Raw genomic sequence first — 20,274 nt, 5'->3', positions numbered from 1 at the left:
TATCAACTGATGAAAAAAGTTTGATTCGGCTCCGTCCAAAAGCGTTGACCTTCTGGAATAATTGAACCATCCGGGCTGCAAATTTCAAGTGCTGTTTTCCCGTAACGAATGCAACACCAACCACTGCGAGTGGCTGTGATCATAGCTGTGACTAGGTGTCCCATTTCCCAGTTTATTTCTACTTCAAATCCTCCGCGCGCCTTCAGTCCACTAACATTACCTTGAGGCCAAGCTTTGGGGAGAGCTGGGAGTAATTCTATCTCGTCCAAATGACTTTGTAGTAACATTTCAGCTATACCGGCTGTCCCTCCAAAGTTACCATCAATCTGAAAAGGAGGATGATCATCAAATAAGTTGGGATACGTCGAACGAGACAGAAGCGTATTCACAAAGTGGTGGGCTGCTTCGCCGTCTCTTAGACGGGCATACAAATTGATAAGCCAAGCACAGCTCCATCCCGTGTGTCCACCCCCTTGGCTAATTCGACTTTGCAGTGATTTACGTGCCGCTTCCGCAAGTTCAGGACTCCGAGTCGGCGATATCGAATTTCCTGGATATAATCCATACAAATGCGAAACATGCCTATGACCCGGTTCAGCTTCCGCAAAATCTTCGCTCCATTCCAGCAAGCGCCCGTCCGGCCCGATTTCCGGCTTGGCCATTTGCTCCATCGCTTCCTCCAGCTGAGAAATCCACTCGAGGTCGATTTCAAGAATGGATGCGGCTTGAATGCAATGAGTGAACAGCTCCCGGATCAAAACCAAATCCATTGTGGAACCTGCGGACACACTGCAAGGTTCTCCGTCCGCCGTCAGGAATTTATTCTCCGGCGAAGTCGAAGGTGCTGTGACCAGCGTCCCATTGGGTGCCGGTACAAGCCAATCCAGACAAAATTCCGCGGCACCCTTCAGCAATGGATATGCCGTATCCCGCAAAAAGCCTTTATCCCGTGTGAAATCGTAGTGTTCCCATAGGTGGCGGCAAAGCCATACGCCGCTCATTGGCCAAAACGCCCAGCTGGCATCTCCGTCGCTCGGTGTAGCCGCCCTCCACAAATCAACGTTATGGTGTGCGGTCCAGCCCCGGGCTCCGTAGTGAATGCGCGCGGTTCTTGCTCCAGTTTCGCTTAAATCTCGGATGAGCCCGAACAATGGCTCATGGCATTCGCTTAAATTACAAACCTCTGCAGGCCAGTAGTTCATTTCTGTATTAATATTTGTCGTATAATTGCTATTCCATGGTGGTTGCATATGCGGATTCCATATTCCCTGAAGATGAGCAGGCTGCGTTCCCGGTCTGGAGCTCGCCATCAGTAAATAGCGTCCGTACTGAAAATATAGAGCTTCCAAGTCTGGATCCTTTTTCCCTGCCTTGTAGTTGGCTAGACGCTCGTCAGTTGGCAGAGCAGTGCTGTCAGATTGTCCCAATTCAAGACTCAACCGCCCAAATAAACTTTCATGATCTTGGATATGTCGATTTCGCAGCTCTTCATATCCCAACTGGGCGGCAGCATTCAAAACAGCTGTACATTTCTCGGTAAGTGAATCTTCTGAACCACTTCCTGGCATGACATTATGCCCTGCGAAGTCGGTTGCCGCTGCAAGCAGCACGGTCACCGAGGTTGCCCCTTTGACTTTCACAACCCCCGATTCCCTGACAAGAGTTCCACCTTCATGCAAAATCAGGATTTGAGCCTCAAAGGAAAGTCCTAACCCCTCCTCATACAGTACCGATTGAGGATGATCCCCCAAATAGTTGTCGGCAATATGGCTTGGTGCCCTTCCGTTCATTTTCAGCCCATTGTCTGTTAAAGTTTCGCTGATCGTATGTCGTAACGGGGTATCGAGGGAAAGAGAAAGGTTCATATAATCTTGCGAAGGTGATGCAAACCGGACAGCCAAAATCTGGTCCACCGTGCTTGCAAACACTTCCCGGGTGTAGCTTGCAGCTCCGTGGGAATAACGTGACTCGGCAATTCCGGTTTCCAAATCCAGGCCTCTATAATATTCTGTTGACGCAACCTCTCCATGGTGCTCCACCTTCAGATTTCCCAATGGCTGATAAGACTCGCTTCGGCAGCCTAGCATTTTAGAGTTTACAATTGACTCCGCCTCTTTATATTTCCCGGAAAATATCAATTCCCTAGCTCGGCTTAAATGACGGATGGCATCATAATTTTGGGTGTCGCGCGGAAATCCCGACCATAAAGTATCCTCGTTTAACGCTATTACCTCCGAACGGTCACCACCGTAAACCATTCCGCCAATCCGCCCGTTTCCGACTGGCAGAGCTTCTTCCCAGCGGGAAGCGGGCTGATTGTACCATAACTTCCATCTTGCTTTCTCATGATTCGTACCCGCCATCTCTCTTACCTCCACTCCGTACAAGTTAGAAGAAAAGACCCGAATAAAAACACGGGCCTTTTCTTTGTTCTTGCTATAAGTTTTTTTAAAACTATTATTTAATGTCTTTGCCTGTAAACAACGATACTCTCGCTTTAACAAGCTCAGTATATTCGGCTTCCATTTTTACTGCGCCGGCTTTATCCAGATCAGCTAGGAAGGCGTCATAGATTTTGTCGAAGTCAGACGTTTTGGCAAGAATAGCTTCTGGAATACGCTTGCGGACGATATCTTGCGTTTTCTTAGCGATTACTTGATAATCGCCGTCTGTTGGAACAGGCATGTTGTACAGCGCGCCCCATTCCTTAGCTTCAAAATCGCTTTCTTGCGGGAATAAATCTTTCCAAGTTGTAGCATTGTAAGCCTTCAACGATTCTTTTTCAGCATCTGAATAGAGTTCTACGATTTGTTCTGGGAAGTTGATCGTATAGTAATTATCTGTGGAGTCTTTAACACCGTCGCCATAACGCGCACTCATCACAGCATACAATCCAGCTGGATTACCAAGACCTGTTTCCTTAGTAAAGTTCGCTGTATCGTTCATTCTTCTTTCAGTAATCTCAGCCGGAATTACACGTTTTCCGTTTTCAACGGTATAATGTTTGCCTTCAATCCCCCAGTTTCTGAGAACTTGGCCTTCATCGGAAGCCAACCAGTCCAGGAACTTGATAGCGCGAACCGGATCTTTGCAAGCCGTCGTAATTGCGATACCGTATCCATCAATCCCAGCAGGTTGGAAGGAATGATCAACATAGTCTTCGCTCAACGTAACAGGGAAATGGGCGTAAGTAGCATCGTCTTTACCTGCAGCTTTCAAAGCATTTTCCCCATCCATGTAGCCCCACTCTTGGTCAATTAACCCAAGCACGCGGCCGCTGGCAATTTTTGCTTTGTATTGGTCTTCCTTCTGTACGAAAGTATCCTTGTCGAGCAATCCTTCATTGTACATATGGTTCAACCAGCGGAAGTATTCTTTCTCTTCTGAACGTTTGTAATGAAGCTTAGCTTCATAAGTTGTCGGATCGACATAATATTCTCCATCGTCCGGAGCGCCAGTAGCTGCGAAAGCTGGATTGGTAACCGTGATCATGATTCTCCAGTCATCCGCAGTCAAGGTCAGCGGAATCGTAGGCTGTCCGTCGATGGTCGGATGCAAGGCATAATAATCTTTCAATACTTTTTCATAATCCTGCAACGTGCGAACTTCCGGATAACCGAGTTCTTTCAATACGCGATGCTGGATTTCAAAACCGCCTGTCGCATCAAAGTATTGGTTGTCGACACCCATGTTCGTAACGAGCGAATAGATGGCTTGATCTTCATTGCTGTATTTCAAACGGTTCATGTTATCGCCGATAACCTTCTTAATATTTGGAGCATGCTCCTCAATCAAATCAGTCATATCAACGATGAGTCCGGCATCGATCAGCTTAGACAGCTCACCTTTAGCGAAAATCAGATCCGGAACATCGCCGCTTGCGGCCATCAAAGCAACCTTGCTCTCGCCGCCGCCAGCGCCTACATCAAATTCCGCTTCCAGGGTAACACCAGTTTTCTCGGTAATTACTTTACCGACATCATCCTTCATGCCGTTCCAGTTCGGGCTGGAATCCCCACCAAAGAAGCTAAAACTGATTGGGCTTATGTCCTCCGTTTTTTGTTCTGTCTGGCTAGAATTTCCCTTATTTCCTGTGTTGCCTGTGTTGCCTGCCGCACTGTTTTTGTCATTGTTGCCAGAGTTGCCGCAACCGCTTACAAGTAACGCACTTGTCAACAAAAGAGCAGCGAAGGTTTTAGGAGTTGTCCACTTCATTTCTAGTTCCCCCTCATTTCAAATGATAAATCTATATCGTATAACAGGCTAAACCTGCATATACCTTCCTTATAAGTAAAACCCTATTAATAAAAGCGCGTTTATTCTTGAACCCACCACAAAGTAAGGGCTTTCAAAGTTTGCCTAATAAAAGGGTCTTACTTGGTAGCAGCCCGCCGTACGTGTAGTTTAGTACGCCGGCGGAACTGCTCATTCTAAATCTTTAGTATTAAGCCTTAACGGCACCCAAAGTCATGCCAGATACGAAATATCTTTGTAGAAAAGGATATACGAGTAGAATTGGAACTGTTACGACAATTGTAATCGCCATCTTGATCGAATCCGGCGATACCTGGGCCATCTGATTGGCCAAGTCGTTCGCGTTTGCCATTGCTGCACCTTGGTTCGTACTGGCTAGCACCTTCATCAATTCAAACTGTAATGTAGTGAGGTTCGGCTTATTTCCGTTATACAAATAAGTATCAAACCAGGAATTCCATTGCCCTACTGCCAGGAACAGCGCAATCGTCGCCAGCACCGGTTTACAGAGCGGAAGAATGATTTTGTAGTAAATCTTGAAATCATTGGCACCGTCGAGTTTTGCCGATTCTTGCAAAGCGTAAGGCAATCCGTCCATAAACGATCTGATGATAAATACGTTAAAAGCGCTAACTGCACTAGGCAGAATATAAATCCAGAACGTTCCGATCAGATCCAGATGCCGCATGAGCATGTAAGTAGGAACCAACCCTCCGGAGAAATACATCGTCAGAGCCAAAAAGATAGAAACGAATTTACGTGATTTAAAATCCGGACGACTCAAAGTATAAGCAAGCATAGATGAGCTTATCAAGCCGAGTATGGTACCGGCAATCGTCCGCAACATCGTGATCTTAAACCCTTGCAACAAGCCTGTATAACCGAAAATCGTTTTGTAGTTTTCCCACGTAAACTCGCGTGGCCATAAATAAATGCCACCTCGAACGGTATCCGTTGAATCATTTAACGAGATCGCCAGCACGTTCAAGAAGGGATACAACGTGATGATTAGAATTACTGTCATCAGAATGATGTTGAAGATGTCAAATATTTTCTCAGATCTTGTTGAATTGAATGCTTTTACTGCCACGTTAGTCTCCTCCTTTACATGATGCTTTCTTTCGTCGTTTTCTTCATGATGCCATTTGCCGTAAGCAACAGAATGATACTTACAACTGAGGTAAACATACTAATGGCTGTACCGTATGAGAAACGGCTGATATTAATACCGTATTTCAACGCATATAGATCCAACACTTCGGAATAATCCGTCACCAGCGCATTCTGCAGCTGGAACTGTTTCTCGAAGCCGATACCAATCAAGTGACCGATCGACATGATCAATAGGACGGAAATCGTAGTCCGGATTCCCGGAAGCGTAATATTCCACATTTGTTTGAAGCGCCCCGCCCCGTCAACCCGAGCGGCTTCATAAAGTTCCTTATCGATACCGGTGATCGCAGCCAAGTAAATAATCGCGTTCCAGCCAGTTTCCTTCCATATATCGGAAGCGGTTACAATCCCCCAGAACCATTTCCCCTGAGCCATGAACTGAATAGGCTCATTAATGATATTCAATGACAATAAGATTTCGTTTATAATCCCACCGTCAATCGAGAGCATCTTCGTAATGATACCTGCCACAACGACCCATGATACGAAGTGAGGCAGATAAGATACAGTCTGAACGGTTTTCTTGAACATAGAACCCTTCAACTCGTTCAGGAACACCGCGAAAAAGATCGGCACGATAAATCCGAATATGATGGCCAAAATACTCATGGCCAACGTATTTCTTAATACCAGGTAAAATCTTTCATCGTGGAACAAGTCTACGAAGTTCTTCATTCCAACCCATTTCTGTTCCGAAAACGATTTGGATGGCTTATAGTTCTGGAACGCCATCGTCCATCCCCAGACTGGTAAATAGTTAAATACGAACAACCAAATTACAAATGGTAAGGACATCAGGTATAAATATTTCTGCCGAACTATACTCTGCCAAAATCCTTGCTTCCGCTTTTTCGGCGGTTTTGGGGTTACGCTTACATTTCTAGTATCGGGTTTTGCTGAGAGCGTTTCCATGTGTCCAATCCCCCCTTCTCTGCTATAACTCTATGATAAAGCAGAGAGGGGATTTGAAATACCCAATAGATTCTAGAAAAAACCATATAATAATTAGACATTGATCGGAATCGTAAACAAAATTTCCGTCCCTTTCCCATATTCACTGGTGATATTCAAGCCATGTTCCTCTCCGTAGGACAGGACGAGTCTTTGATGGACATTTCGCAACCCAATCCGATTGTTCTCCAGTTCATCCGGGGTTGAAACCGAATGTATTACCTCAGCAAGCCGTTCAGGTGACATACCCATTCCGTTATCCCGCACCCTGACTTGCACGACTTCTCCCTTATTCTGAATATCTATTTCCACTTTCACCCCATGCTCTTTATCTTCAACCCCATGAACCACTGCATTTTCAGCCAAAGGTTGGATAATCAATGGGGGAATCAGAATAGTATCTGATCCTGGATCGATGTTCAGTTCATAATGCAATCGGTCCTCGTAACGAAAATTCTGAATCTTCAGATAGGATCGCACCATTTCCATCTCTTCTTTTAACGGTGTCCTCTCCCTGCCGACTTCCAGATTTTTGCGCATTAATTGTCCGAGCAACCGGACGATATTCGCAATCTCCTGCTCACCTTTTATATGGGCATTCATCCGGATTGACTCCAAAGCATTAAATAAAAAATGCGGATTGATCTGACTGGCCATCATCTTCAGTTTAATTTCACGCTGGGCCAACTCCAGTGCCGTATTCTGTTCAGTTTTCTCCACAACTTGATTCATTAACGTCCGGATACTCTCGACCATATAGTTGAACTGCCGAGATAATTGCCCGATCTCATCGTTACCGTCGATCCTGGATACTACATTCAGATCCCCAAGTGCCAGCCGGTTCAAATGCCTGCTCAAACGAAGTAGCCGGTTGCTTGTTAGGAAAGAGACTATATATACAAAAACTAAAGCGACTAAAAGTACAAGTAAAATAATGAAGAGTCCGATCAAGCTCACCCGATTAGCATCTTTGACAATATCATTCGTACTGAAAACCGAAACAATTTTCAAACCGTTTATACTAGATTCAGGAACAAGTTCATCCACGATCATATATGAATGTTCTCCGTTAATTTTTACCTTATGGCTTCCTTTCTCCTGTTGGCTTAAATCAACTTCATAGTCAAGCGTTTCGAGCGTCTTGCCTACGAATGCAGGATTTTTTGCAGCCACTACATACCCTCGTTCATCGGCAATCAAAGTTTCAAACGGTTCCTGCCGCAGCATCCTGTTGAGCTCTTCTTGTTCTAGCGATACGATTAAAATTCCACTTGTTCGACGGGCGGGAAACGGCAATTGTCTCACCAGACTGAGCTTTTGTATAGGAATGACTTCATCATCATTGATATAAGCCCAACTCACGCTTTTCGTTTTCATCGCTTGCTGGTACCAGGCCGTTTCTTTCGTTTTATCATCTATGGGGACAAGCTCAAGATTATTAATCAAGGTCGAATTGTCATAATAAAATCGGACTCCGGCGATTTCCCTATAAGTGCGTTTAAAACGCGGAAACTCATCATATTCCAAATATGCCTTTGTCAGTTCTAGAACACTCTCATACCGTGTGGTAACCATCCTCTCCAGATCCTTATCGAGCATTAAGGTATTCGAGACATCCATCGGGATACGCAGCATATTTCCAAGCTGAGTTTTGATTTTCTCTACGTTATTCTTTGTCTGATCAATGGCGCGGTTCATAGCCTGGTCACGAAAATAACTCACTACCCCGCCACCCACAATCATCACCGGAATCATCACTACAATAATATAACTGATGATCAGTTTATGCTTCAGCTTAAGATTGTTCGTTTTCATAATAAATCGTTTTATCACTTTGAAGCCTCCCCCGTATCTCTAACCTTTCCACTATACCGCACCACATTTATCTAAAAATACGAAAATATCCCCTTTCCTAAACAGAGGGGATATTTCGACACCGTTTGACACGGTATAGTAGTATATTAGATTACTTGTCTTGACAGGGCAACGACAATTATTTCAATGTTATCTGAAGCTCAACTTTTTCTGAGAAAGCAGCAACTTCGACCACGCCTTGATCCGAGAGGTTCGCACCTTGAATAGAAGCAATTGCCTCATCACCATGAAGTGAAACGTTGAACGGTTTACCTACTCCTGCAGCATGTAGAGTTACTTGGGAGCCATTACGTACGGCAGTAACCTCTAGCTCCGTTTCTCCTTTTACATTTCGAACCTTACGAGAAACGGTTGCACCATCTTGAAGCTGGAACAATTTCAATTCCACATGGTCTGCAAAATCATAATCCGGACGGACATCATTCGCCCCTATAGCAAGAATAGAGTTCTCACGAACGAACAATGGCAAACTCAAGAAATCATAGTTCTCTTTACGCCATGTTCCGCCTTCTACTGTCTTGCCAGACAATAGGTGCGTCCATTGTCCTTCCGGTAAGAAGTAGGTTACATCTCCTCTTTCGCTAAATACTGGAGCAACGAGTATGGAGTCACCTAGCATATACTGCCGATCCAATGTTTCTACTGCAGGATCATTAGGGAATTCTAACAGCATCGCGCGCATGGTTGGGATACCCTGCTCTGTTGCTTGAACAGCTGTATCATAGAGGTATGGCATTAGACTACATTTGAGTTTCGTAAACATTCTTGTTACATCAACCGCTTCGTCATCATAAGCCCAAGGTACACGATAAGAAGTACTCCCATGTAGTCGGCTATGGCTTGATAGCAATCCAAACGCAAGCCAGCGTTTAAATACATGTGCTGGTGCAGTATTCTCAAAGCCACCAATATCATGGCTCCAGAATCCAAAACCTGTTAAACCTAGGGATAATCCGCCTCTTAGGCTCTCCGCCATCGATTCATAATCGGCATAGCAATCTCCACCCCAGTGAACGGGGAATTTCTGCCCACCAACTGTAGCAGAACGGGCGAACAATGCTGCTTCATGCTTTCCTAGCTTTTCTTCTAGCACTTCAAAGACAACCTTATTGTACAGATACGTGTAATAGTTATGCATTTTCACCGGATCCGAGCCGTCATGGTAAACAACATCCGTTGGGATTCTTTCACCAAAGTCAGTCTTGAAACTATCAACACCCATATCTACCAGATCTCTGAGATAGCTTCCAAACCATTCACATGCAGCAGGATTAGTGAAATCTACAAGCGCCATGCCCGGTTGCCACATGTTCCATTGCCATACGTCACCATTAGCCTTTTTTACGAAATAGCCATGACGTTTCCCCTCTTCAAACATACGGGAGCGTTGAGCGATATAAGGATTGATCCATACACAAATCTTGAGGCCTCTCTCCTTAAGCCGCGACAACATACCAACTGGATCTGGGAATACCTTCTCATCCCATTTAAAGTCTGTCCACTGGAACTCACGCATCCAGAAACAGTCGAAATGGAATACATGTAATGGCAGATCTCTCTCCGCCATTCCATCTACGAATGAATTTACCGTAGCTTCATCATAATTCGTTGTAAATGAAGTCGACAGCCACAGACCAAAAGTCCAAGCTGGAGGAAGTGATGGTTTACCTGTAAGATTGGTATATTTATTTAAGACATCTTTTGGCTCTGGTCCATCAATAATGAAATATTCTATTGATTCACCTGGAACGCTGAATTGCACCTTCTTGACCTTCTCAGATGCTACTTCATAGGATACCGCACCTGGATCATTCACAAATACTCCGTAACCTTTATTAGTTATATAGAAGGGAATATTCTTATAAGATTGCTCGGAGCTAGTGCCACCGTCTTTGTTCCAGATATCTACGATTTGGCCATTTTTGACAAAGGAAGTGAAGCGCTCCCCAAGCCCATATACCAACTCACCCACACTTAGATCCAATTCCTCACGCATATAAATGTTGCCGCCTGTTTCCGTAACATGCGCCATCGATTTAAATCCGCTGCCCGTAAGTCGTTCTGTTCCACGGAAGAAATCTACTGACCAATGAGTGCCTTTAGAAACACGGACACTTAAGTTTCCACTTTTAAGCTCAGCATACTCGTCATTCTCAGTAATTTCGACATGTTCGCCACCTTCACCATGTGCCAACTCAAAAGCTGGTCCATGCTCAAGCACACCTGCGAAATGAATCAGTTTCACGCCAATGACACCTGGTTGCGGGGAATGAAATTGAACGGTAAGCAGTGTACCATTGATTGTATCTGCCCGCCCGTGAAGAGGTGCACCGGATACATAAGCTGTCAAAGTATTATTCTGAATAGTAAAGTCATGGGGTTGAACCGCACTTAGAAGCGTATACTCATCACGAACCAACCAGTTGCCGTCAGTAAATTTCATATTAAAAACCACCTTTCATTTTTCTCATGTTGTGATAATAACTAATACGTTTTATACTTGCATTATACTGATTACATTATTAACAAACTTACATAATTAGATGTTTTTATAACACTATATTGATGAGGTGAAGAACATGGATCAAGCTCTGCGTCGCTCTTTAAAAGAAAGCCGTAGTCATGGGGATGAACATCTCCCATTCGGAAAATACTGGTTCCAATATGGACCTGGAGAGCATGTAATTGACTGTCATTGGCATGACGAAGCTGAGTTTTTCTACTGTATTGAAGGAGAGACACTATTTCAAGTCGACACAGACTATTTCCCTGTACGCGCTGGACAAGCCGTATTTATCGATGGAGGGGATATCCATGCCGCTCATGCCCTCGGAAAGACAGGTTGTTCGTTTTTTTCACTCGTATTTGATGTCAATTTTCTAGCGAGTGCGCATTACGATGCAGTGCAAGATAATCTAGTACTTCCGCTTCAAGAGCGAAAATCGACCTTTCCTCGGCTCATTCAGAGTGAAGCTGAATGTGAAATATCTCTTCTGAATCACATCACATCGATCATGAATAATTGCAGTACTGCTTCTCCAGGTTATGAAGGCGCTATCAAAGGTCATTTGTACTTGATGTTATCCGAGATCACGCGTCATCAAATTTCCTGCAATCGTATTTCAAACAATCGGATTCAGTCCTCCAAGATTGACCGGTTGAAGACGGTTATCCTCTATATTCAGCAAAATTATGAAAATCCCATTCGGCTCTCTGAGCTCGCTGCTCTTATTCCGATGAGTGAAGGGCAATTCTGTCGATTCTTTAAATCGATGACTCGGCAAACTCCGATGGATTACATCAATTCCTATCGGATACGTCAGGCTGTCGAACTACTCAGGCAGCCTGACAAAAAAATATCCGATATTGCACTTGAAGTGGGATACGATAACATCAGTTATTTCATCCGTGTATTCCGAAAAACGATGAATTCTTCACCTTCGGAATTCCGCAAAAACTATCTTTATACCATGCGGAACCAGCTGACTTGAACCTCACCTTTCAATGTTAGGCGTAAATTGCGGCGACCCGGCAATCCCTCCACAGGGAGGGATACCGTCGTCCATGCTTGCCTGCCACCTGTTGGTGGAACTTGGCAAGTTGCAATGATTTGTTGTTCTTCAGAAGTACCGGAATCTAGCGAGATAGCTATCTCCCCACCAAGAATATGGCCTGATACTCTGGCCTCGAACTTGGACGCCCCATTTCCGAATTCAACATCATGGAATGAGATCCACCCGTTCCCATCCACCGTGCGTACACTCTCCCCGCCCTCACGGCATTCATCAATATAGACACGGCTATAACTATCATAGTTAACAGCCCTAACCGCTTCGTCCAAACAACGTGGTGGAATAACTTCTCCAGCGACAGGGATTGTAGCAACCACAGCAATATCCTCAGAGGAACAACCTATCATTACAGTATAGATCCCACTCTCAACGCAATATCGATCACGGGTTACATCCCATATAGCGAGTTCAGATGTCTTCAACTCGAATACAACGGTTTCCTCTTCACCAGCATGAAGGTGTATACGTTTGAAACCCTTGAGTGTCTTTAATGGCCGCTTGACTCGTGAAGCATTTGCTCTCACATACAGCTGTACAACTTCATCTCCATCCATTTCACCCGTATTTCGTACAATCACAGATACCCTAACACACTCATCTTCTTTTACCTCAGACCGACTTAGAGACAGTCCGCTATAATCAAAGTTGGTATAGCTTAATCCATGTCCGAATGGATATAATACTTTTCCGTCAAAATATTGATAGGTCCGTTTGCCCTCGATAATATCGTAATCCATCAAAGCTGGAAGCTGGGATACGGAGGAATACCAGGTCATGTTTAATCTTCCAGCCGGGTTATAGTCGCCATATAACACATCTGCCACGGCATGACCTAACTCTTGGCCTGCATGTGAGGTATATATAATAGATGGAATATGTTCATTCTCCCAATTTACGGCAAATGGGTAACTTCCAACGATAACAACGACGGTGTTCGGATTGGCTTTGTACACAGCTTGAATTAATTCTTGCTGGTAAGCAGGTAGCGTAATGTCTGGGCGATCTATTGTTTCTTTACCATTAATGAAAGGATTATTACCAACAATCACAACAGCAGTCTCCGCAGATTTGGCCGCGTTCACCGCTTCTTTGATCCCATCCTGAACCACTTCAATGTAGAAGCTTTCACCAGTATCACTAGATTCATCTCCAGCATGGAGGGTAAACTCTTGCTTATCATTCAAGGAAAGACGTTTACCTTCCCATGACTTCATGTAGAAAGAATCCCCAGTAGAAGTATCTTCAAAACTAAATACCTCTTTGACAAACCACCCCCGAGCATCTTGGGCCGTTACAGTCAAAATACCTTCATCTGTCTCTGTAATAAATTTACCAAGATTGAGTGAGCGTAACGTAGTACTTCCCCAACCCCAATCCGTCCGTTCGAACACTTCAGCTTCTTGAATGTTATCGCGGTCAGCCACGAGTGCTGCCTTCTCTCCGGTTGCCACACCGACATATTTCCCAGTTGTTACAGAGCGAATGACAATTCGATCTAACCCACTCTTGTAATGAACAAGGCTACCGGCGACCGTCTCCTTCACTCCCTGTAGCGGAGTAACTCGATATGGAGGCGTTCCACTATACCAATCCGTGAATGCTTCATCTGCTAGCGGTCCAATGACAGCTATAGTCCCACCATCTTTTCGCAGCGGTAAAAGACCGTTATTCTTCAGTAACACTACACTTTCACGCGCTGCAGTTAATGACAATTCTGCATGCTCAGGTGCGCACAGTTTGGATTCTGGCACATGACTGTAAGGATTAACCTCAGCTGGGTCAAATTCACCAAGACGGAAACGTACACGGAAAGTATTTCGCAGCGCATGATCTAAATCGCTTTCTGCCAGTAGGCCTTGCTCCAGCGCATCTCGAATCGCCCGAAACGATATATCCTGATCATCTGTAATACTATCTATTCCTGCTTTAACCGTTCTAGCAACCGCTTCAGCATAAGACTGGACATATCCATGATCCATGACTGTACCGAGGACATCACCGGCATCGCCGACCACAAAACCATCCATCCCCCATTGGCTCTTAACAATCTCGTTCACTTCATTGTTCAGGTTGCATGGTGTTCCATTGATGCCGTTATACGCCGTCATCATCGAGCCAGCCCCGCCCTCACGGAAAGCAGGCTCAAATGCTTTTAAGTAATACTCCCACTTGTTCCGAGGATCAATACTTACGGACGCAGTCCCCCGGTCAATTTCGTTATTGTTACCGTAAAAGTGTTTCAACGTGGCTACTGTTTTGTAATAAAAAGGATGATCACCTTGCATTCCCTTAACGAGTTCTGTAGATAATCTCCCCGTCAAATAAGGATCCTCTCCATATGCTTCCTCTGTACGTCCCCAACGTGGATCACGTTCCATATCTACAGTTGGAGCCCACACAGTTAATCCATTAATGGCTGGGTCACGCCCGAAATAAATCCGCGCTTCATCACCGATCACTGAGCCGATTTCGTGCATGAGCTCTGGGTTCCAAGTACAAGCGAGTCCTGTATTCTGAGGAAAAACAGTAGCTTCGCCGAGCCAAGCAATCCCATGTGCGCCTTCCGTGCCATGTTTATATTTTTTCACACCAAGCCGTGGAATCTCCGTCTGATATTGACACATAAGCTCAATTTTTTCGTCTAGCGTAAATTGGGAGATCAAATCATTCACGCGATCTTCCAATGGAAGATTGTGATTCTGATAAAGAAAAGTGTTCTTGGTATCCTGCATATAAATACCTCATCTCTGTGTAGTTATAAAATTGAAAGCGCTATTAAAATTCACCCAAGATTATCATAACGTTACTAGTCCGACCTTCCTACACACATAATTAGTCCTGTTTTCATATAAAAATATAGAAAATTATAAAGCAGAAACGTTAAGTGATTGTTGTGGTAGGACGCTATGTGTACGAAATGTTGTTAGACCTTATCCGACCAGACAGAGAAAAAGGGCGTCCCGAGCCAATTCCTGACTTCGGGACACCCGCTTAAATCTTAATCTTTAGGCGTTAGCTACTTCTTTACGATAGGCTGAAGGGGAAGTTCCTACATATTTTCTGAATTTACTATGGAAGTAATCCACATTCGTATAGCCTACTTTTTCGGCAACCTGGTAGACTTTGAAGCCCTCTTCCAATAGTGCTTTGGCCTTCTCCATCCGTACTTTATCAAGATAAGTATTGAAATATTCACCTGTCTCATTCTTAAATAATTTCCCTAAATATGCACTGTTATAATTCAGGACACTCGACAGTGTCTCCAGTTTAAGGTTATCACCAAAGTTCCGATTGATGAGATCTAACATAATCTTGACTTCTCGCTGTTTGCCCCCTTCTCGCAAATGATTCATCATCTGTAGCAGAAAGAAATCAATTTTTTCAAACAACGATCGGATCGTTCGAACTCCATAAATTTCTGTTAGATAATCAGCATATTCTTTACTACGGCTCTGAAGTTCAGGAGACTGCTTCAATACTTTTCCATGAATAGAGGTTAATATCTCTGCAAATCGCCGTTTGATCTCCATTTCATTATATCCCTCGGAGACCAAGAACTGCCCCGCCCGATGAACCAATGATTTCATAACCTCTTGATTCCCGATGTCCAGAGCGTAATAAATCTGATCACTAAATGTATGAGCATTTATATCCACACAATCTTCATTATTATGTTCTGCACTAGATAGAGAGTCAGCACAGAGTATCATTCCATTATCTAGAAAAAAGTGAAGTTTGATCAGCTCACGAGCATCACTATACGATTGTCCTATCTCATTAAAGGTGCTCACCTTCTGTCCTAATGCAACACTAAAATAGTCACCTGTATCAATCACTAGGGACTCTATCTCCTTATATATTGCCTCCCTTTCCACACTTAGCAGCGGCTCCTTTAGCAATACCCCCATCTGAGAATGCATATAAAATACCCACCCGCGCCCGGTATCCTCAAAGGCTTCCATTAATCTTCTTTTAAGCATAGTTAGAGTTTTCGTATCCGTTTCATCCTGGGATTGAACCGAGATCAATAACACCTGATAATGTTTCCACAACAACCCCAGTTCTTCGGCCTTCTTGCTAAGAACGGTGGCATCCTCGTCCTCAGCCTTGGGTTCACTCAATACAGATAGAATCAGCGCCTCACGGGTCCAGACTTTGGTGACATTACGCCACTGTTCATTGACTTGCTCACTCTGAATTTCCGTTTTAATTTTGTTCAAGTAGCTGATTAGTTCATCTTCATCCACCGGTTTTAACAGATAGCCGTCCGCTCGATGCGTAATAGCCTGTTTCGCATAATCAAAATCAGCGTAACCACTCAATATTAATATGTGTAAATCGGTGTCGATCTCGCGTAATTTCTGGATCAGTTGCAATCCGTTCATTCCTGGCATACGAATATCTGCTAGGACCAGATCTGGTTTATACTGTTCGAATTTAACCAAAGCCTCGTTACCATTCGCCGCCGTATCTACCACGGTATAACCAAGAGATTCCCAGTCTATAAAAGACCGTAGACCTTCTCTTAACTTCGGTTCATCATCTACAATCAGCACTTTTATCATTGGTTATTCCTCCTGCCGGAAAAAATATAAGGCTACTTTCTAGCGAACAAAACTACTCTGCCCTCCGACAATAAAGCGTTTTCATTATAATTATACCTCATCACTATGATCTAACAACCATTATTCTGTTCATTTGTTGCACTATTTTGATGTATTGCCTGACACAAATAGGCGGGCTACCTTCCTTAAAAGGAGGGTACCCCGTATATATTGATTATGTTGCTAGTGGTACTAACTGACGAATTCAACTTCTTCTTCACCTGTATTTTCTTGAAACTGTAAACTATACAATTTCGCATACATTCCCTCTTGTACCATTAATGCTTCATGAGTACCTTCTTCAACAATTTCTCCCTGATCTAATACAATAATTCGTGATGCATTCCTTACCGTAGATAACCTATGCGCAATCACTAGTGTCGTCCGTCCCTGCATGAGTAAATCCAGCGACTGTTGCACAAGTTCTTCTGATTCGTTATCTAAAGCAGACGTTGCTTCATCAAGGAGCAGCAGCGGTGCTTGTCGCAAGAAAGCACGAGCAATTGCCAAACGTTGCCGTTGTCCACCGGACAGGGTCGATCCATGTTCACCAAGTATGGTATTATAGCCCTCTGGTAGCTTGGATATGAATTCCTCAGCTCCGGCAAGCCGGGCTACTTCCCTAATATCCTCCTCCGAGGCCCCATCAGAACTAAAAGCAATATTATCACGAATCGTACCAGAGAATAAGTAGGGGTTCTGCGGAACATAAGTCGTAAGCGCACGAGTCTCCTCTAATTGCTCATGAAGAGATGAACCGAAAAGTGATACACTCCCCTCATCCGGTTCATACAAGCCACAGCATAGCCGTACTAATGTCGATTTCCCTGAACCACTCGGCCCAACTAAAGCGACCGTCTCACCAGGTTCAATATGTAGGTTAATTCCTTTAAAGAGCAGAGATTCTCCCCCATCAACTGAACGGTGTTTAAAGTAGACATTCTGTATGCTCAGTGCAGTTTGATCCCGCGAAGGCATACTTGAGCACTTCTGTGTTACCTTTGAATGGTCTTTCTCTGTCATCTCACGTGGAGTCGTCTTCTCTACTGTTCTTGCATCGTTCTCACTTGGCATATCCAGAACAGCAAACACACGATCCGCTGCTCCTAAGGCATCCTGTACACCGCCCCAAGTCTGCGACATGTGTACAAAAGGCCACTGCACACGCCCCATTAATATGACGAAGGCCAATACACCTCCAGATGTTGTATTTCCTTGTAACGCAGAATAAGAGATCAAAGCGGCACAAGCTACCATGACTGTACTATTAACAAAGGCAGACGACTGCCATAAAAGTCCAGATAAGATCGTCCTTCTACGCTGCAGGATATTTAACTGCTCACGACGCTCTACATAGCGTTCAAGTAGCGGCCCTTCCAAACCAAACGCTCGAACAACCTTCATTCCCTGCAATATTTCCTGCAATAATCCTCTAAGCTCTCCTTCCTTTGTAAGAATATCCACCGACAATACCCGTAGTCTACGATCGAAGAAACGACCTGAGAGAAACACGACTGGACCTGATCCCAACGCCAGAAGTGCGATCCATACGTCCATGCGAGCCAAATACAAAAACGAGACAAGACACAACAGAATATTGTACGCGAGATCAAATACAACACTCTCAAGCATGCTCATGGCCTTTTCCGCATCCTTATTATTTCGAGAAGATAAGTCTCCCGAATGCATGGACTGAAGGGTACGAAAAGGCAGTCGATTACTTTTATCAAATAAATTGGCTCGAAGCTCCCAGATCATTCGGAAATGGACCACAAACCGGAAGTAATGTTGTAGCATAAGGCAAACCAAAATGAGTAAACATGCAATACCGCAAATCATAGTCAACCGCAGTAGAGCACTCATATCTGCACTAGTAATGGTATCAACAAATAATTGCTGAACCGTAGCGAATCCTACATCCATAACTAATTTGGCAATCAGAAGCAGCATGGCGACAATGAAACCGATCCGATACGGACGTACAAATTGTAATAATCTTCGTAGTATATGTCCAAAAGAGAGACGATTAGAATTACTAGTATTCATGCCCCTACCTCTTCTCTCTGAGAATGGAGAGTACCTTTATCCATACTTTTAGAGACCATATCCGTATATTTCCCTTCCAATGTCATGAGTTCATTGTGCGTCCCAGACTCCACGACTGCTCCATCTTCTAGATAATAGATGAGGTCAGCATCCCGAATCGTCGACAAACGATGGGCTACAACCACGGTCGTCCTTTCATGCATAAGCTCTTTAAGTGCTTGTTGGACGAGTTCTTCATTATGACTATCGAGCGCAGCTGTTGGTTCATCCAAGATCAATAAGCTCGGCTCACGTACAAATGCTCTTGCGATGGACATTCGTTGTCGCTCACCACCAGACAGGGTAAGTCCGCGTTCACCAATATGCGTCTCATAGTGTTGCGGTGTCGTCATGATGAAATCATGAATTCCCGCAGCGCGCGCAGCACTCATAACATCTTCTCGTGTTGCACCTGATCTGCCCCAAGCAATATTCTCAAACAGCGTACCCGTGAACAAATAAGGATCTTGTGATACATAAGCAATCCCTTTACGCCAATCCTTAGGATGAATGTCCCGGAGCGATGTATCTCCGCAATATATCATTCCTTCATTGGGTTGATATGTAGACATAAGGAGATTTAGAATCGTGCTCTTACCGCTACCACTTGGACCTGCAAATGCCGTAACTTTTCCCCGCGCAATCTCAAAAGAGAGCCCTTTCAAAACATTCGCTCCTTCCCCATAACGGAAGCCTACTTGCTCAAAGATGATAGAAGGAAACCCATCAGAAAATACAGGATTATAATCCTGACTTTGTGGCGTTATGCCCTTCCCTTCCTCCTCCAAATCAAGAATGTTAAATAAGCGATTGCTCTGTGCCATAGACGATTGCAATTCAGTCCACAGACTGGAAAGCCGAGCTACAGGTTGAGAAATTTGTTCGAAGCTAATGAGAAAGGCAGCGACTGCCCCTACATCAAGATTTCCTTTAATTACGAGATAACCACCAAATGATAGAACATATAACAAACCACCGAGAATCACGGCAAAGGGCAAGTTATATCCCACCGCTTCGAGCCTTGTGACTCGTAAATGAATCCGCAGGTGATCCTTGGCTCGGTTCAAAAATTGCTCCTTAAGTTTCGTTGCCAACGAAAATGAACGAACGACTTCTGCTCCCTGGATAGCATCTTGAATGAATGTTTGCTGCTCAGTTGCTACTTGTTGTCTCGCCTCATGCATAGCTCGAAGTTTACGAGTAAATGGGACCATAATCAAAGGAATCAAGGCGCAAATAAGTATGGTTCCCAAAGTTAACATGTACTGAAGGGACAATAAATACGTAAGCATAAAGACCATCTTCAAAATATTTCCGAACATATCTATCGTTTTCTCGTTAATGCCTGTTTGTGCCGCTGGGGCTGAATCATTGATACGGCTAATCAGATCCGCAGAGTGATACTGCTCTACGTCCTCCATTTGGACCTTCATTAGCTTCGATAATACAGAGGCCTGTAGCTTAGCTACAGATTTAAATTCCAACATACCTGATAGATACGTTTTGGCGAAATTACCGGCTCCTTCAACAACAACCACTGCGACGGCAAAAATACCACCAGAGACGAGACCCGACATATTTCCATCCACCGTCGCATTAATGATCCGGCGCAAGGATTCTGCTAATGCAACACTAGTCAGAGACAGAACAGCGACAATAATACAAAGAATGAAGTAACGTCCCCAGTAGGGCTTTCCTAAACTAATTAATTGTTTCAAAGTTTCAGATGCGGTAGGGTTATTCTTCTTATGGTTCTCCAT

Annotated in this window: 11 protein-coding genes and 1 pseudogene; 2 read left to right on the top strand and 10 right to left on the bottom strand. The window is 44.2% G+C overall.

What is annotated here, in order from left to right; translation table 11 throughout:
- Window positions 1–2 precede the first annotated feature (2 nt).
- The 5 genes from EJP82_RS11565 to EJP82_RS11545 form a co-directional block, all read right to left on the bottom strand.
- The gene (locus tag EJP82_RS11565; protein ID WP_127192218.1) at window positions 3–2,363 is read right to left on the bottom strand and encodes a glycoside hydrolase family 95 protein; all 2,361 of its coding nucleotides are present in this window, start codon (window positions 2,361–2,363) and stop codon (window positions 3–5) included.
- 94 nt (window positions 2,364–2,457) lie between these two features.
- The gene (locus tag EJP82_RS11560; RefSeq protein ID WP_127192217.1) at window positions 2,458–4,215 is read right to left on the bottom strand and encodes an ABC transporter substrate-binding protein; all 1,758 of its coding nucleotides are present in this window, start codon (window positions 4,213–4,215) and stop codon (window positions 2,458–2,460) included.
- A 229-nt stretch (window positions 4,216–4,444) separates the two neighbouring features.
- Window positions 4,445–5,344: a carbohydrate ABC transporter permease gene (locus EJP82_RS11555; protein ID WP_211350089.1), complete on the bottom strand. Its 900-nt coding sequence runs from the start codon at window positions 5,342–5,344 to the stop codon at window positions 4,445–4,447.
- Window positions 5,345–5,358: 14 nt separating this feature from the next.
- Window positions 5,359–6,339 carry an ABC transporter permease gene (locus tag EJP82_RS11550; protein WP_127192216.1) on the bottom strand — a complete coding sequence of 327 codons (981 nt, stop codon included), beginning with the start codon at window positions 6,337–6,339 and terminating at the stop codon, window positions 5,359–5,361.
- 93 nt (window positions 6,340–6,432) lie between these two features.
- The gene (locus EJP82_RS11545; protein WP_127192333.1) at window positions 6,433–8,193 is read right to left on the bottom strand and encodes a sensor histidine kinase; all 1,761 of its coding nucleotides are present in this window, start codon (window positions 8,191–8,193) and stop codon (window positions 6,433–6,435) included.
- A 186-nt stretch (window positions 8,194–8,379) separates the two neighbouring features.
- Between EJP82_RS11545 and EJP82_RS28835 the strand changes: the two genes are divergently transcribed.
- On the top strand, window positions 8,380–8,460 hold the full coding sequence (locus EJP82_RS28835) for a hypothetical protein (protein ID WP_425464338.1): 81 nt from the start codon (window positions 8,380–8,382) through the stop codon (window positions 8,458–8,460).
- Window positions 8,461–8,476: 16 nt separating this feature from the next.
- On the opposite strand, the pseudogene yicI reads toward EJP82_RS28835, so the two are convergent.
- Window positions 8,477–10,696: pseudogene (gene yicI / locus EJP82_RS11540) on the bottom strand (alpha-xylosidase); the annotation flags it as partial.
- Between the two features lie 136 nt (window positions 10,697–10,832).
- Here yicI and EJP82_RS11535 point away from each other — a divergent pair.
- Complete coding sequence (locus tag EJP82_RS11535; RefSeq protein ID WP_127192214.1) at window positions 10,833–11,744, top strand: AraC family transcriptional regulator; 912 nt, start codon at window positions 10,833–10,835, stop codon at window positions 11,742–11,744.
- Here EJP82_RS11535 and EJP82_RS11530 read toward each other — a convergent pair.
- The 4 genes from EJP82_RS11530 to EJP82_RS11515 form a co-directional block, all read right to left on the bottom strand.
- Complete coding sequence (locus EJP82_RS11530; RefSeq protein ID WP_127192213.1) at window positions 11,717–14,557, bottom strand: glycoside hydrolase family 3 protein; 2,841 nt, start codon at window positions 14,555–14,557, stop codon at window positions 11,717–11,719. The genes EJP82_RS11535 and EJP82_RS11530 overlap by 28 nt on opposite strands.
- 273 nt (window positions 14,558–14,830) lie before the next feature.
- Window positions 14,831–16,390: a response regulator transcription factor gene (locus tag EJP82_RS11525; protein ID WP_127192212.1), complete on the bottom strand. Its 1,560-nt coding sequence runs from the start codon at window positions 16,388–16,390 to the stop codon at window positions 14,831–14,833.
- Between the two features lie 231 nt (window positions 16,391–16,621).
- Entirely contained in the window at window positions 16,622–18,475 is a 1,854-nt protein-coding gene (locus EJP82_RS11520) for an ABC transporter ATP-binding protein (RefSeq protein WP_127192211.1), read from the bottom strand.
- Window positions 18,472–20,274, bottom strand: coding sequence for an ABC transporter ATP-binding protein (locus tag EJP82_RS11515; protein WP_170220173.1), 1,803 nt, complete (start codon window positions 20,272–20,274; stop codon window positions 18,472–18,474). The genes EJP82_RS11520 and EJP82_RS11515 overlap by 4 nt, the downstream gene beginning before the upstream one ends.

The organism is Paenibacillus anaericanus (genome assembly GCF_003994475.1).
Classification (GTDB): domain Bacteria; phylum Bacillota; class Bacilli; order Paenibacillales; family Paenibacillaceae; genus Fontibacillus; species Fontibacillus anaericanus.
Note: the sequence above shows the minus strand (reverse complement) of the source record. Positions and strands in the feature narration are given on the sequence as shown.

What these genes read in the sequence shown, in the direction of transcription:
- EJP82_RS11545 (WP_127192333.1), bottom strand. Translation starts at nt 8,193, where the DNA reads ATGAAAACGAACAATCTTAAGCTGAAGCATAAACTGATCATCAGTTAT.
- EJP82_RS11550 (WP_127192216.1), bottom strand. Translation starts at nt 6,339, where the DNA reads ATGGAAACGCTCTCAGCAAAACCCGATACTAGAAATGTAAGCGTAACC.
- EJP82_RS11560 (WP_127192217.1), bottom strand. Translation starts at nt 4,215, where the DNA reads ATGAAGTGGACAACTCCTAAAACCTTCGCTGCTCTTTTGTTGACAAGT.
- EJP82_RS11515 (WP_170220173.1), bottom strand. Translation starts at nt 20,274, where the DNA reads ATGGAGAACCATAAGAAGAATAACCCTACCGCATCTGAAACTTTGAAA.
- EJP82_RS11520 (WP_127192211.1), bottom strand. Translation starts at nt 18,475, where the DNA reads ATGAATACTAGTAATTCTAATCGTCTCTCTTTTGGACATATACTACGA.
- EJP82_RS11525 (WP_127192212.1), bottom strand. Translation starts at nt 16,390, where the DNA reads ATGATAAAAGTGCTGATTGTAGATGATGAACCGAAGTTAAGAGAAGGT.
- EJP82_RS11535 (WP_127192214.1), top strand. Translation starts at nt 10,833, where the DNA reads ATGGATCAAGCTCTGCGTCGCTCTTTAAAAGAAAGCCGTAGTCATGGG.
- EJP82_RS11565 (WP_127192218.1), bottom strand. Translation starts at nt 2,363, where the DNA reads ATGGCGGGTACGAATCATGAGAAAGCAAGATGGAAGTTATGGTACAAT.
- EJP82_RS28835 (WP_425464338.1), top strand. Translation starts at nt 8,380, where the DNA reads ATGTTATCTGAAGCTCAACTTTTTCTGAGAAAGCAGCAACTTCGACCA.
- EJP82_RS11530 (WP_127192213.1), bottom strand. Translation starts at nt 14,557, where the DNA reads ATGCAGGATACCAAGAACACTTTTCTTTATCAGAATCACAATCTTCCA.